This window comes from Bacillus horti, from assembly GCF_030813115.1.
GTDB lineage: Bacteria > Bacillota > Bacilli > Caldalkalibacillales > JCM-10596 > Bacillus_CH > Bacillus_CH horti.
On sequence record NZ_JAUSTY010000004.1, the window covers coordinates 37,414 to 52,550 of the forward strand.

Annotated in this window: 13 protein-coding genes and 1 pseudogene; 10 read left to right on the top strand and 4 right to left on the bottom strand. The window is 39.0% G+C overall.

Annotation, left to right across the window (positions count from 1 at the left end; genetic code table 11):
• The first annotated feature begins 47 nt into the window (after window positions 1–47).
• The 7 genes and pseudogenes from J2S11_RS05315 to J2S11_RS05345 all read left to right on the top strand — a co-directional run bounded on the left by J2S11_RS05315 (window position 48) and on the right by J2S11_RS05345 (window position 6,486).
• On the top strand, window positions 48–977 hold the full coding sequence (locus J2S11_RS05315; protein ID WP_307391935.1) for a DUF445 domain-containing protein: 930 nt from the start codon (window positions 48–50) through the stop codon (window positions 975–977).
• A gap of 45 nt (window positions 978–1,022) precedes the next feature.
• Window positions 1,023–1,490, top strand: coding sequence for a gamma-glutamylcyclotransferase family protein (locus tag J2S11_RS05320; protein ID WP_307391938.1), 468 nt, complete (start codon window positions 1,023–1,025; stop codon window positions 1,488–1,490).
• Window positions 1,491–1,513: 23 nt separating this feature from the next.
• On the top strand, window positions 1,514–2,902 hold the full coding sequence (locus J2S11_RS05325) for an aldehyde dehydrogenase (protein ID WP_307391941.1): 1,389 nt from the start codon (window positions 1,514–1,516) through the stop codon (window positions 2,900–2,902).
• A 234-nt stretch (window positions 2,903–3,136) separates the two neighbouring features.
• Window positions 3,137–3,925, top strand: a complete 789-nt coding sequence (asd, locus tag J2S11_RS05330) for an archaetidylserine decarboxylase (protein ID WP_307391943.1) — start codon at window positions 3,137–3,139, stop codon at window positions 3,923–3,925.
• Window positions 3,926–4,229: 304 nt separating this feature from the next.
• Window positions 4,230–4,799, top strand: coding sequence for a biotin transporter BioY (locus J2S11_RS05335; RefSeq protein ID WP_307391946.1), 570 nt, complete (start codon window positions 4,230–4,232; stop codon window positions 4,797–4,799).
• Between the two features lie 234 nt (window positions 4,800–5,033).
• A pseudogene (locus tag J2S11_RS05340) lies at window positions 5,034–5,765 on the top strand (TerC family protein); the annotation flags it as partial.
• Between the two features lie 178 nt (window positions 5,766–5,943).
• Window positions 5,944–6,486 (top strand): dUTP diphosphatase, encoded by a 543-nt coding sequence (locus J2S11_RS05345; protein ID WP_307391951.1) that lies wholly within the window; start codon window positions 5,944–5,946, stop codon window positions 6,484–6,486.
• A gap of 104 nt (window positions 6,487–6,590) precedes the next feature.
• Here J2S11_RS05345 and J2S11_RS05350 read toward each other — a convergent pair whose 3' ends face one another.
• Window positions 6,591–7,232 carry a molybdopterin-dependent oxidoreductase gene (locus tag J2S11_RS05350; RefSeq protein ID WP_307391954.1) on the bottom strand — a complete coding sequence of 214 codons (642 nt, stop codon included), beginning with the start codon at window positions 7,230–7,232 and terminating at the stop codon, window positions 6,591–6,593.
• 229 nt (window positions 7,233–7,461) lie between these two features.
• Here J2S11_RS05350 and kduD point away from each other — a divergent pair, with 229 nt between their 5' ends.
• Complete coding sequence (gene kduD, locus J2S11_RS05355; RefSeq protein ID WP_307392577.1) at window positions 7,462–8,217, top strand: 2-dehydro-3-deoxy-D-gluconate 5-dehydrogenase KduD; 756 nt, start codon at window positions 7,462–7,464, stop codon at window positions 8,215–8,217.
• Window positions 8,218–8,433: 216 nt separating this feature from the next.
• On the opposite strand, the gene J2S11_RS05360 is transcribed toward kduD, so the two are convergent.
• The 3 genes from J2S11_RS05360 to J2S11_RS05370 form a co-directional block, all read right to left on the bottom strand.
• A complete protein-coding gene (locus J2S11_RS05360) occupies window positions 8,434–10,008 on the bottom strand; it encodes an extracellular solute-binding protein (protein ID WP_307391957.1) in 1,575 nt (524 codons plus the stop codon).
• 181 nt (window positions 10,009–10,189) lie between these two features.
• A complete protein-coding gene (locus J2S11_RS05365; RefSeq protein WP_307391960.1) occupies window positions 10,190–11,071 on the bottom strand; it encodes a carbohydrate ABC transporter permease in 882 nt (293 codons plus the stop codon).
• A 15-nt stretch (window positions 11,072–11,086) separates the two neighbouring features.
• Window positions 11,087–11,998, bottom strand: a complete 912-nt coding sequence (locus J2S11_RS05370) for an ABC transporter permease (protein WP_307391961.1) — start codon at window positions 11,996–11,998, stop codon at window positions 11,087–11,089.
• Window positions 11,999–12,186: 188 nt separating this feature from the next.
• Here J2S11_RS05370 and J2S11_RS05375 point away from each other — a divergent pair, with 188 nt between their 5' ends.
• Both J2S11_RS05375 and J2S11_RS05380 read left to right on the top strand, forming a co-directional pair.
• Window positions 12,187–13,230: a response regulator transcription factor gene (locus J2S11_RS05375; RefSeq protein ID WP_307391964.1), complete on the top strand. Its 1,044-nt coding sequence runs from the start codon at window positions 12,187–12,189 to the stop codon at window positions 13,228–13,230.
• Window positions 13,227–15,035 carry a cache domain-containing sensor histidine kinase gene (locus J2S11_RS05380; protein ID WP_307391967.1) on the top strand — a complete coding sequence of 603 codons (1,809 nt, stop codon included), beginning with the start codon at window positions 13,227–13,229 and terminating at the stop codon, window positions 15,033–15,035. The genes J2S11_RS05375 and J2S11_RS05380 overlap by 4 nt, the downstream gene beginning before the upstream one ends.
• The last annotated feature ends 102 nt before the right edge of the window (window positions 15,036–15,137 follow it).

Here is a 15,137-nt window from a genome sequence, read left to right on the forward strand (position 1 = left end):
GTTTCATTCACAGACTAGGTGAAAATTTGATGAAGGATGGGCGATAGATGTGGTGGATTAGCTTTGTTTGGATAATTAGTATCATAGCAGGAGCTTTTATTGGAGGGATAACGAATGTGGTCGCCATTAGCATGCTTTTTCGTCCATATAAGGCCAAATTTTTCTTTAGCTGGAAGCTTCCTTTTACCCCAGGACTTATTCCGAGGAGACACAAGGATATTGCCTATCAGCTTGGGCAAATCATTGAGCAGCATTTAGTTACAAAAGAATCTCTCGAAGAGTATCTACAGACACCAGAAGTTCAGCACCAGCTTCGGCAATGGCTAGATGATACTTTTCAAGACTATCTACAGCGTATAAGGTTAGTTAAAGTAGGAGAAATAACGAGCAAACTTGGATTGGAAACTGAACAAATGGCGGAGCATGCAGCAAATGAAATTTTGAAGAGAGGCAATCGGCTTGTTACTTCCATAGAAGGTGAGCGTTTAATTTATCAATTTATGCAGAACGCTTTACAAAAGCAAAGTGGTTTTCGAAAAGTGATAGACGCTTTACTTCCCAAGGAACGAATTGTGCACAAAATTCAAGAGGTTATAAGTGAAGGCTTAGCAAGCTATACAACTAAACATTGGGTTAGGGAATATATATATACTGAGATGAGAAAGCTTGAGCTGATGGAACTAGGAGAGTTATTAACGATACAGACTGAAAATAAAATCCAGGAACAAATTCCAAAACTTCTAGAGCAAATTGTGAATACATTAAATCAACAAATTGTGCAGCTTGTGGGTAGGCTTAAGCTAGCTAAAATCGTTGAAAATCAGGTTCTATCCTTCCCGTTGCCTAGGCTTGAGGAATTAATTAAATCGGTAGCTCATCGTGAATTAAAAATGATTACCTGGTTTGGTGCTTTGCTTGGAGGTATACTTGGTGGAATTCAAGCGCTAATTTTTACCATTCTTCAATTTGTTTCATAACACATACAAAAACCTATCTAATGAGAGGAAAAGGAGGAGAAGCATTTGGAGAAAATCTATTATTTTGCTTATGGTTCATGCATGGATCAAGTGGACTTTACCAGAACAATAGCAGAGTTTGAGGTGCTTGGGTCAGCGATACTAAAGAATTATCGTTTAGCCTTTACACTATACGGTGAGAGTCGCTATGGGGGTGTAGCAGATGTCGTTCGTTCCTTAGGTGATGAGGTTCAGGGAGTATTATATTCTTTTGCTCAGGAGGAATTACCTCACCTTGATCAACGGGAGGGTGTTCATCTTGGGAAGTATGAGCGAATAGAAGTAGACATTCATTTTCAAGGAAAAAGGGTAAGAGCCTACACATATCAAGTTGTCGATAAAGCACAACAGGAAATTGCTCCGTCTGCTTATTATGCAGGTCTAATGATTAATGGAATGAGCAAGTTTGCAACAGAGGAATACAAAAAAAGCTTTACAAATCGACTACAGCAAGGCTTTGGCTTGAAACTATAAGGCAAAGAGGGGATGCTGAAATCATGGTAGCAGGTCAGGAAGGCAAAACGCTAGAATACTCAGTTCAAAAGCAAAAGGATTATTTTATATCAGGAGCCACTAAGAGTGTATCTAAACGATTAGAGCAGCTTCAATTATTAAAAGAAGGGATAAAAGAATTTGAACAAGACATAGTAGACGCCCTAAAGCAGGATCTTAATAAATCGGAATATGAAGCATACACCACTGAGGTTGGCATTTTATTAGAGGAAATTAAATTCACGGAAAAGAGGCTACACAAGTGGGCAAAGCCCAAAAAGGTGAAAACAGCTATAACCCATATCGGCTCAAAAGGGATGATCATTTCTGAGCCTTATGGAGTAGTCCTTATTATAGCACCTTGGAACTATCCTTTTCAGCTTGCAATTTCCCCGTTAATAGGAGCAATTGCTGCAGGAAATACGGCGATAATAAAGCCTTCAGAGCTTACACCACATATATCGAAAGTGATTGTAAAGCTAATCGAGAAGGTGTTCAAGCCTGAGTATGTTACGGTGATTGAAGGTGGTGTAGAAACTAGTACTGAGCTTTTAAAGCAACCCTTTGATTATATCTTTTTTACGGGCAGTGTGCAGGTAGGGAAGGTTGTCATGGAAGCAGCAGCTAAGAATCTTACCCCTGTAACCCTTGAGTTAGGTGGTAAAAGTCCCTGTATCCTTCACGATGATGCAGATATAAAGCTAGCGGCTAAACGAGTGTTGTTCGGAAAATTTACAAATGCAGGCCAAACCTGTATCGCTCCAGATTATTTGTTAATGCCTAGCCGTATCAAGGCTGAGTTTATAGAGGAATGTAAACGAGTGCTTCAAGCGTTTTACGGAGAGGATCCTGTGCAGTCTGACAGGTATGGACGTATAGTAAGTGAAAGACATTTTGATCGATTGTTACGTTTTATGGGAAATGGTAATGTAGTGATAGGTGGTCAGTATGATCGGGAGGCTTTGAAAATAGCCCCTACTTTTATTGACCAAGTAAGCTGGGAGGATCCTATTATGCAGGAGGAGATTTTTGGACCTCTTTTACCGATCTTAGAGTATGAGTCTATCGATCAGTGTATCGCTAAAATAGTAGAAAGACCCAAGCCTCTTGCTCTGTACTTATTTACCAAAGATACACAGCTACAAGAAAAGGTTATGGAGCAGGTTTCATTTGGCGGTGGGTGTATTAACGATACTTTAATGCATATTGGCACTCCTTATCTACCGTTTGGTGGGGTTGGTGAAAGTGGAATGGGTAGCTATCATGGTAAGCAAAGCTTCAAAACATTTTCTCACGAAAAAAGTGTATTAAAGCAAACGAATCGTTTTGATATGGAGTTTCGTTACCCTTCCTCAAAAAATGGTCTTAAGCTGATAAAGAAACTTTGGAAATAAGAAAAAGCACCGTCAATACTCTTTTCTAGCAAAGGTAGTTACTCGAGAAAAGATTGCAGACGGTGCTTATTTTATAATCTATTTCGTATTATAATGAGTAAAAAAGGTTTGGATGATCTATTGGTGTTTTATACGAAAATTTGACAATTACAAGATTTCCGCTATGATACGAAGTAGAGAAAACAGATAGGTGAAGCATCATAATCTAAAATAGCTGGAGCAAGGAGATTTAGGATGAAACCATTATATAAGCTTTTGACAAACCTATCGTCAAACAAACTCATTTCAAGAACTACAGGTAGATTCGCTAAGCATAGAGCAAGCAAAGTGTTCATTCACCGTTTTGCTAAAGCTTATAACATTAATATAAATGAAGCGGAGAAATCCATACATGAATATGAAAGTCTTAATGAATTTTTCACTAGAAGGCTGAAGAAGGAAGCTCGTTTCATAAATGTAGAAGAGGATATTGTCGTCAGTCCTGTGGACGCAATAGTAACCGGAATAGGAGATATTAGACAAGGAACTATTCTTAATGTAAAAGGACAAGCCTACACGGTGGGAGATATTTTAGCCGATCCACAGAAGGCAGAAGTGTATCAAAACGGTACGTTTATCGTCCTTTATCTTAGTCCTACTGACTATCATCGAATTCATTCTCCGATAACAGGTACAATTAAAGAGCATGTTCATTTAGAGGGAAGGGTGTACCCTGTGAATGATTTCTCATTAAAAAATATGAAGCAGGTTTTGAGTAGAAACGAGAGATTAATTACATATATAAAAAATGAGCATACAGAACTAGCCCTGATTAAGGTAGGAGCGTTAAATGTAGCAAGCATTCAGCTAACCGACCGTATGCGCTCAACGAAAATTGGTAAAGGGGAAGAATTTGCTTATTTTGAGTTTGGTTCAACGGTTGTTCTTCTAATGAAAGGCCAGAGTGTTCTGCTCAATCATAATCTGGTTGTAGGAGCAAAGGTGAAAATGGGAGAAGAAATTGGGCGGTATTCCTACAACTAAAGCTACACAATAGGAAGAAAATAGCTGGAGGACAACATGACTAGTTGTCCTCCTTCTTTGTGTGGTGTTTTTTACTTATAGGATGACTAGCTGAGCGGTATGCTGTTCCATTTAGTTGTTCATATCCCTTTTATGAGCATAAAACGAATCTTTGTAAAAAAGAGACTGATCAAATAAAATCAACACATATGTTAACCAATAAAAAAAATAAGTTGATATATATAGTTCTATTCCTTTATACTATAGAAGGATTCATTATTGAAGGGTTATTTTTAGAGTGATTTAGTTAAGGGAGAGAATGGATATGAAAGTCAAGGATATGGTATACGTATCAATGTTTACAGCTATTGTAGCAGTCTTAGGAATGATTCCAGCCTTTTATTTACCACTGTATACAGTTCCTCTTACTGTACAGACGATAGGAGTTATGCTGGCAGGATCTATTCTAGGAGCAAAAAGAGGGGGATTAAGTTTGCTGCTCATTGTATTACTAGTAGCAGTCGGAGCACAAATCCTTTCAGGTCCAAGAGGCGGATTTGGAGTGATTATTGGTCCTACAGGAGGGTTCCTCTTAAGCTGGCCAGTTGCTGCTTTTGTGATTGGTTATTTGGTCCAAAAAAATTGGTATACCCTTTCCTTTTGGAAGCTACTGTTGATTAATTTTCTTGGTGGTGTGTTAGTGATCTATGCGGTTGGTATTCCATACGCTGCATTCATTAATAAGGTACCTTTGTGGCTAGAGGCTACAAGATCACTGGCCTATATTCCTGGAGATATCATAAAAGTCATCATAGCTAGCTATATAGCGTTGAAGGTCAAAAAAACAATGCCTTTTATTCAGGCACCTGTTGAAAGCAATAAAACGATTGCATAAAAGCTTCATCATTCACCGATTTAAGGAGAATATGCTTTAATACCATTAAGAGAATAATGAACGTCTGCTATAAATTGACTTCCCCTGTCTAGGTCATGGGGTTAAGCTTTGCTAGCAGACGTTTTTATATTTATCTACAAATTTATTTTTTTCGGGTCATTTTATCTGTTTTGGGAAAAATATAATGGTATAGAACTGAGAATTAAATAAAGCGAATGATAAGGAGAATGGTGAATGGACTATGCTGTACTTTTACAATACCTATGGGTTCTTGTTATCCTTATAGCTCTTGAGGGCATTTTAGCAGCTGATAATGCGTTAGTGATGGCGATTATGGTTAAGCATTTGCCTGAAAAGCAAAGAAAAAGGGCATTATTTTATGGGCTAGCTGGAGCTTTTGTCTTTCGATTTGGTTCGTTATTTGCCATTTCCTTTTTGGTGGATGTGTGGCAGGTGCAAGCGATTGGAGCCATTTATTTATTTTTCCTAGCGATCAATCATTTAGTACGTAAATTTGTGCTAAAAAATAGAAAAAATAAAACCGGTAAGGAACAGAACTCAGGCTTTTGGATGACGGTGCTGAAGGTTGAAATTGCCGATATAGCTTTTGCTGTAGATTCTATATTAGCAGCCATTGCCCTTTCAGTGACACTCCCAAGAACGAATCTTCCCATCATTGGAGGAATGGATGGGGGTCACTTTTTAGTTGTGTTTACTGGTGGACTTGTCGGTTTAATTATCATGCGTTTTGCAGCTACGTTTTTTGTTGGTTTGCTCCACCGTAAGCCAGGCCTTGAGACAGCCGCTTATCTTGTGGTTGGTTGGGTCGGTGTAAAGCTTGGAATGTATACATTAGCCCATCCTAGCATTGATGTCATTTCTCATGATTTTGTTGAATCCACAGTGTGGAAGCTCATTTTCTGGAGTGTATTAATTTTATTATTTGTATTAGGATGGTTTTTATCTAAAGAAGTGAAAGACACTACTGAGCTTACAGAGGAGCAGGTTGTTGAAGCTGAAGAGCTGATTGAGGAAGCTGAGGAACAAATAGAAGAGCATCAAGTGGGGGAGGAAGAGGACTCTATAGTTTTTAGAAATAAAGATAAGGTATAATAGAGCAAGCATGGGGAGAGGAGAGTGTAGAATGAATATAGAAAAGCTATATAACATACAGAGGGAATTAGATCAGAAGATCGTTTCTAATCATCAGTTACAGAAGGATAACCTAGTTCCAGCAAAGCTATTAGCTTTACAGGTAGAACTGGGAGAGCTAGCGAATGAAACGCGTTGCTTTAAGTATTGGAGTCTAAGGCCAGCCTCGGAAAAAGAAGTGATTTTAGAGGAATTTGTGGATGGTCTTCACTTTGTTCTGTCAATTGGGCTCGACTTATCCTTTGATAAGGACGTAATTCAAGACTTTTTCTTAGATAGCGAGGAGGAGCCGATGGTTGAGCTTCAGGATATAGATGAGGGGAGTAAGACAAAGAACAAGGCCTTGGAAGGCTTCTTAGAGGTATATGCTCTTATTTCGGCCGTTCATCAGGAGGCATCAGTAGTTAATTACAAATTATTACTCAAAAAATACATTCAATTGGGCTATACTTTAGGTTTTCAGTGGGCTGCCATTGGACAAGCCTATTTATCAAAGAATGAAGTAAATCATCAAAGACAAGCAGAGGGATATTAGAGAAGATTTCACGTTATAAAAGCTAAATTAAAAACCATTTTTTACGAAGGAGGTTCGTAGAAAATGGTTTTTTTGTTAGATATCATAAATTGTAGTGTGTAGTCTTAATCCTTCCATTCATCGGCTCCAAAGAAACCGCTTGGCTTGGAATCTGGATCAGAAAAGCGTTCCTCTTTGAACGGGTTAGCCGTCATGGAGTAGCCCCTATTTTCCCAATACCCCGCTTGATCCTCTGTCATAAATTCAATGCCTGAGACCCATTTTGTGCCCTTCCAAAGATAGAACGTATCAGGAGGTATAAAACGTAAAGGATAGCCATGCTTAGGGGAGATGTTAGCCCAATCATGAGTATCATCCTTCCAACGATAAACAAATAAAGAGTCATCACCTAATAAGGCATCAAGAGGAAGGTTTGCCGAATACCCGTAGGGATCGTCATCTAAGTATCCATAAATACGGATAAATTTAGCGTCTGAGTGAGGCTTAATTAGCTTTATGAACTCACGGAAAGGAATACCTTCAAACGTAGTTCCAAATTTAGACCAGGTGGTTACACAGTGCATATCCACTGTTTTTTGAAGCTTCGGTAGCGTCATCACCTCGGAAAAGGAAAGACTTAGTTCTTCTTCAATGGCACCAAAAAGCTTAAAGCTCCAGCTTGCTTCATCAAATTGATAAACGTCTCCTTCATGGAGGATGGGCCATTTTACAGTTGCAATCTGACCAGGTGGAAGCTGTTGAGACATGTGTGAACTCCTCCTACTTACTATGATTTGCAACATTATATCACAACACTTTACTAGCTAAAAGCTTTTCCGTTTTGTCTAGTCACTTCCTTGATTCGAAGTGTGCAAATGTCTGAAAAATGAGTGAACTCCCTTTCCAATCTTTGGTTAGATGCGGTATAATAAACGAAGGAAAGCGCATTCATAAGATACTGATAAATAGAAAAAGGGTGGGAGGAATCAGAAAGTGATGAATGAAGTGTTTTCATTGAAGGGGAAAACGGCTCTTGTTACAGGGGCTAGAACTGGTATCGGACAAGCTATATCTGTTGGATTGGCAGAGGCAGGGGCTAATTTAGTCTTATTGGGTCACCAAGATAATATGCAGGAGACAGAGCAGCTTATTAATCAAACAGGTCGTTCTTATAGCACTTTTCTTGGAGATCTTTCAAACACGTCTCAAGTTGGTGAGCTATGTAAAGAAATTCTTGAAAAACACCAAATTGATATCCTAGTAAACAACGCTGGAATCATAAGACGTGAGCCAGCAGCTGATTTTTCACAGGATAATTGGGACGCTGTCATTGCTACAAATCTTTCATCTTTATTTTTCTTAACACAGAGCCTTGCTCGTCCAATGCTTGAAAGAAAACAGGGTAAAATAGTTAATATTGCTTCCCTTCTTTCTTTTCAGGGAGGCATTACGGTTCCCTCCTATACGGCGAGTAAACATGCCGTTGCAGGTTTAACGAAAGCATGGGCTAATGAATGGGCAGCTCACAATATTCAGGTTAACGCTATTGCACCGGGATATATTTCAACGAATAACACGGAAGCCTTACGGAATAACGAGGATCGAAACACATCCATTCTCTCTCGTATTCCTGCAGGACGCTGGGGGGAAGCTTCAGATATGGCTGGAGCTGCTGTATTTTTAGCATCGCCTGCTTCTAATTATGTGAATGGTCATGTATTAGTTGTAGACGGTGGATGGCTAGCCAGATAATATAGTGCAGTAAATTGCTTGTGATAATGAAAGGACAATAGGTTCAATCTGAGCCTACTGTCCTCTTTTGAACTTTAAATGTACTTGTTACCTTAGAAGTCTTAAACCGTTCAAGATGACTAGAATAGTTAATAGCATACCCTTAGTTGTTTCAAGAAGGGTATGCTATAAAATCATTATATGATTGTTCTAATAAAATTTTAAGTTATTATGGCATCATGGTTTAGTGACATTATCATCTTCTTCATAACGTTTTGTTGCTTCATCTATAGCTTGCTGTCCACCTTTAGCTAGCCACTCTGCCACCATCGTGTCGTGATACTCAATAGGTTCACGACCGAGGATAATTCTTACTGCTCCACTCATCCATACATCAGGAGGTGTATCACTTCCAGGACGAATATCGGGGTTGCTTACTAAGCTTTCGAGAGGAGGATCAAATTGTATCGAATCACGTCCCTCCTGATCCAAAACACCGTCAAATGCTTCCATTAAAGTTTGACCTTCCTCTGTAAGCTCTAAGATACCTTTTGTATAGGTTGCATCTTTTATTAACCAGAGCCAATAGGAGCGATAGCGTTGTTCATTAAGACCATTTGAATCTGTAGGGATATCGTAACGAATTTCTCCATTTTCTACAGTGTACGTATCTCCTTCAATTCCATAGGTAAAGAATCTTTGTGCTTCTTCAGAAACCTGCCAGTTAAAGAATTCAATGAGCTTTGCCGGATCTGCTTTAGTGTTGTTATTAATATAAAATGAACGTGTGAGGCTGTTATACAAGTAATGCCCTCCCTGACCATCTGGGCCGACTGGTGAAGGAATAATGGCTACTCTTGCCTCAGGAACATGCTGTTGAATTTCTTGCTCCCATGCTATAAGCTCCTCTGCGTTCATGCTCCACATCCCTGCATTCCCTGCGATAATATTGCTTCTGAACTGCTGCTGAGGGGTTGTTAAAAATTCTGGATGAATCAATCCCTCGTTATACATAGTACGATAAAACTCTAAAGCATCCTTGATTTTGTCGCCAGCCATGAATTTTGGAACAACCTGACCCTCGTAGTATTCCCATTGATAAGGGAATGCGTCAAATGCTCCAAAGAATGTATCAGCATACTTGAAGTTTTCCCTTCCTTGATATGGATTTTGGACGCCAAGCTCCTTAAATGCCCGGAGTACTTCTAAATATTCCTCAGTAGTTCGAGGGATGTCTAAGCCTGTTTGCTCAAGCAGATCCATACGAATAAATGTAGCTCTCCGTGAACGGTTTGAAAGATAATCAGGAATCGCGTAAATCTTCCCTTCATACGTAACCTGATCCCATGCTTCTTGAGGAATCACCTCTAACAGTTCCTGCCCGTGTTCTGCTAAAAGATCATCTAAAGGCATAAATACGTTGGCTTGAACAGCTCCTGCTAATTCTGCTCCCCAAATTCCGCCTGATGCCTGAACGACATCTGGAATATCTCCAGAGGCAAGCATTAATGTCATTCTTTCGATATATTCAGCGTGAGGAACAAGCCTGATGTTAATATCCGTATTCGTTAATTTTTCAAGCTCATGTACCCATTTGTCATCATTGATCTCAGGGTGACTTTCAACATAAGGTGTAGCTAGAGTACGCATAGAAATAGAAAATTCTAAGGGTTTTTCAGTGTCAGTAGCTTGATCTGTGTCTGCAGAACTTGAATCATTCGCTTTGCTTCCTGTTTCCTCATTGCCACAGGCAGCTAAAATAAATAAAACGCTTAGTAATAGGATAAGTGTAAAATAAGCCTTTTTACGCATAACCGACCTCCGTTTTCTTAAAATCAAGAAATGTAAGTGCTTTCATAACTAAGGTAACAAGGAATGAAGAATTAATAAATGTCCTCGTTTTAGTTCTTCTTGTGCATTTTTTAGCTCCGATCCTTTCGTTCCATTTAGTTATAGCACCTAACGCTATAAAAGTGAATGTCTATACATTCCTCTATTCCTTAATTCCTCCAAGCATAAAGCCTTTGATGAAGAACTTTTGTAGAAAGGGATAGATCGCTAGGATAGGAATGGTAGCTACAACAATTGTAGCCATCTTTATTCCTTCAGGAGAGCTCGATAACATAGATGAAAACATATCCGAGGTTGGATCAGCTACTAGAGTATCATCTACAATCATTTCTCTTAGCTTAACTTGTAGGGGATATAGCCTTCTATTCTCAATATACATAAGCGCATTAAAGTACGTATTCCAATGGAAGACTGCGTAAAAGATCGCCAAAGTAGCTAATGCTGGTTTAGATAGAGGTAAAATGATTTTAAATAAAATGCGCAGCTCTCCACAGCCATCAATTCGGCTTGAGTCTATTAGCTCAGAAGGAATCTGAATAAAGAAGGAACGCATAACAAAGAAATTGAAAGCACTGATGGCTGTTGGTAATATGAGAGACCATACTGAATTAAGTAAACCTAGCTTTTGTACAAGTAGGTACGTAGGAATTAAAGGTGCCGAAAAAATCATAGTGAAAAGGACCATAAACAATACATACCTTCTCCCGATAAATTCCTTGCGGGACAAAGGATACGCTAATGAGGCTGTGGCTAGAAGATTAATGGCCGTACCCACAACAGTAATAAAAATGGTTACCCCAAAGGATCTCCATATAGAAATATCCTGAAAGACGTATTGATAATTGGCGAAGGTGAACTCTATTGGCCATAGAATAACATCCCCGCGATCAATAGCCTCCGAGCTACTAAAGGATTGAGCAAAAACATGTAGTAGGGGAAGGAGCATAATAAGGGAATATACAATTAATAAAGTAAGGTTAATTTTTAAAAATAGCTTCCGAGATGGACTGTCCTTTATAGACATAAGAACTCCTCCTTATTAATACAAGCTGTTTCCTGTAGTTTTTCGGCTTAAAAAATTGGCTCCAACGAGAAGGATAAGTCCAACGACAGATTTAAAAATACCAATAGCTGTCGTGTAACTAAATTGATTCTGGAGTAATCCAACCTGATAAATATACGTATCAAAAATTTCCCCATTTACCCGATTCAGAGGATTCAAGAAGACGTAAACACGTTCAAAGCCAAAGTCTAAAAAGTTTCCAATTTGCAGAAGGAAAAGAATGGTGATAGTAGGCAACAGGGCGGGCAGGGTAATACTCCAAGTCTGCTGCCATCTATTGGCTCCATCTACCTCAGCCGCTTCATAAAGATTTGGATTAATACCTGCTAATGCGGCAAGGTAGATAATTGTTCCCCAGCCAGTGTCTCTCCAAATCCCTGATCCAACAATGATGGACCGGATAAAGCTTTCATCCCCCAAAAAATAGATAGGATCAAAGCCAAACATTTTAACCACAGCATTTACAATTCCTGTAGAAGGTGAAAGGATACCAATGAAAATCCCACTGATAATGACCCAAGATAAGAAATGGGGCATGTACACAATCGTTTGAATAAGCCTCTTAGCCAACACCTTGCGCACCTCATTAAGCATAAGCGCTAGAATAATCGGAGCACTAAAGGCAAAGAGAATGTCGTAGGCGTTAATGAGCAAAGTGTTTTTTAAAATCCGTCCAAACTCTGGATAGAGAAACATTTTCTTAAACTGATCAAGTCCTACCCAAGGGCTATCAAAGATTCCTTGAAAGATATTATAATTCTGGAAGGCAATAACGGAGCCTAGTAAGGGAACATACTTAAACAGTAGAAAATATATGATTCCAGGTAACGCAATCATATAGAGTGCTTTGTATTTCCACATCGAACGCAGTGTAGCCGAAAGCTTCATGCAACAACCCCCAATCAAACGTAATGTACTTAAAATACTAGGATTTGAAAAGGCTTACATCAAGAGACTATATTTTGCCTGGCTTGTGTTTTTTTTAGATGACAATCAGAAAATTATTTCAATTTAATTTGTTTTCTGTATAATAGCTATATAAGAAAGCGCTTTCTTTTGGGAAGGGGGTCAACGTGATGAAGGTGTTAATCATTGAGGATGAGCCTTTAATTCGAAAAGGATTAAGTACCTTACTAAGGCAGGTGGATGTGAAGGATTTTACCCTTGAACAGATCGTAGAGGCTGAACATGCAGAGGAAGCGGAAAGATGGTTAGAAAGGCAGAGCTTTGATTTTGTTTTAACAGATATTGAAATGGGAGAAATGAACGGTCTGCAATTAATTAAAAGATGGCGGCAGAAAAGAGAGGATACTCAGTGGGTGATTATCTCTGGATATGATTATTTTGAGTTTGCCCAAGAGGCGATCTTAAATGGAGTACGTGAGTATGTCTTAAAGCCTGTCACAAAAAGGAAAATGAAGGAAGTAGTTGAGCGTCTAGTGGAGCATTACCGTGCCAGGCAGCCCGATTTCATAGGGGCCGATGAAGTAGAGGAGATCATTGGTCATTTAGAGGAGTTTATCTGGTCTCTAAAGCAAACAGAGGTGAAAAAGATAATTGATGATTGGTCAGAGCAAATGAAGACACGCCAGCTTAGTCTTGCTTACTTCAGCAGATTAGTTGAGCATATTTTCGGGGTGCTACATTCTCGTTTAGGTCAGAAAGGGAGTCATTTTTCCTTTGAAAAGCAGGTTCAAATGGAGGGAGAGAGCCTACGGGATATCTCCCAAAAATTTGAGCAGCAGTGTTTGTACCTCTTGCATAAAGTAGAAGACCAACGCAAAGGAAACGAAATTGATCCAATTGAGGTGGCAAAGTCTTATATCCTAGAACATATTGATCAGGAGCTAGGACTTGATGATGTAGCTAGAAGACTTGGTCTAAATTCCTCCTATTTCAGCCAATTGTTTAAAAAGGAGACCGGGGAAACGTTCGTAAAATATAGAATGAGGTTAAGGATGGAGCGGGCTAAGGAGCTTCTTTTGCGAAAAGATATTCGGATTATTGATATCCCTAGCTTAATTGGCTGTAATGATCACCCACATTTCACTAAAACATTTAAAAAGTATACAGGACAGACTCCGTCTAAGTTTCGCGTCCAAATGGGAGTAGATCATTGAAAAAATGGCTCTATCGCTTGAATCTTAATTTGCGTTTGCTTTTATACTTTTCTTTCGTCATCACTATAGCCATTGTTTTAGTTACGTGGATGATTTACCTCCAATCGACCTATCAAATTAAGGAGCAGGTAGAGACATATTTAGAGCACATCGTAGAGAATACAAGCTACCAAACAGATCGATATATTCACGATTATGAGCTAGCTACCTTGAGTTTGTTAACGGACACTCGGATCAAACGATTTTTAGATTTAACTGAAGGTCAGAGCTTTGAAAGATATACACATTACCGTGAAATAAAGAAGAAAATGAGTAATATTTCTCTTCAGTACCACGATATTAATCTAATTTATATTATTGGGGAAGAGGGGCAGGCTGTACTATCTGAGGATAGAGTATTTAGTCAGGATGAGCTTTTTCCAACGAAGGAGGTTTATGAGAAGCTGTATGGCAGTACCCCTGAAAGTGGAAAAATCGTACTCTCTGCTGATGCGAGTATTTATCATCAAAACCAGTATGTCATCACAATAACTAGGAAGGTAAGAGGAATGTCTAGTTTTGCTCCTAAAGGTATATTAGGAATTGAAATAAAAGCTAGGGCACTTGCTGACCTGTGGAATATTGCTCATTTACAGAATAATACTTCTTTGTGGATCTTGGGGCCAGAAGGAGAAATTGTCTATCATTCGGATGAAAGCTACTTAGGACAGCAGTTGGAAAGAACTCTGCATGAGGAGCTGAAAGAAGCGGATCAAGGAAGCTTTACAGGGCAATGGGGGGAGGAGAAAATGCTGTTTTATTTTACAACGTCTCCCTACACAAATTGGAAGCTAGTAGCAATGACTCCGGAAAAGGATATTCTAGAGCCCATTTCAGGAATAAAAAACACGGCAATAAGTGTTGGAGTGGTGGCTTTTTTTATAGCTATTCTTATTTCAAGTGCTTTTACAAAAAGTATAGTGAAGCCCTTACGCAAGGTGCAAAAAGGGATGAAGAGGATGGAGCAAGGAGAATGGGAACGAATTCCTCAGCTCAAAGGCAATGATGAAATTAGCAGTGTAGTTGAAAGCTATAATAAAATGGTGGATAAGCTTTCGCAGCTAGTGGATGATTTATACAAATCAGAGCTTAAGAATCAGCTCGTTGAGATTGAAAAGCAAAGGATTGAGCTCCAAGCGCTACAATCACAAATTAACCCACATTTTTTACACAATACTCTTGAAACAATGAATGCATATGCCATTATGAATGAAGCGGATGAAATATCGGAGATGGCTGAAGCCCTGTCCTCCATGTTCAGATACTCAGTGCGTAATCTTGAAGTGGTGACCTTATTAGATGAGCTGAATCATGTAAAGAATTTTTTAGTGGTTCAGGAGCACAGGTTTCAGAAAAAGATGATCGTTTCCATTAACGTGAGTCCTGAGCTATATGAAGAAGAAATTGTGAAACTAACACTCCAGCCCATCATAGAAAATGCCATTCATCACGGATTACGCAAAATGAACTATGAGGGTGTTATTTCTATTACAGCCAGTGTGGAGAAGGAGTTCCTCCTTGTTCAGATACAGGATAATGGAGTAGGGATTTCAATGCAGCGTATGGAAGAAATTCAAAGAAGGCTGGCTTCAGATCAAGCACATGAAATTTCGAAGCATATGGGTATTGGAGTAAGTAACGTGGATCGCAGGATAAAGCTGGTTTTTGGACAGGAGTATGGTCTTAGGATTAGTAGTAGTGAAGGAGAGGGAACGAATATTCAAATGAGGTTTCCTCGCAGCAATTGGCTTAAGAAGTATGGGTAAAAGAGCTAAAAAAAAGACAAGGCTAGCTAAAGCTAGCCCAATTGCAAAGTCAACCATCTGCTATAATAAGCATCAAGACTATTTAATCTATAGAGGAGTGAA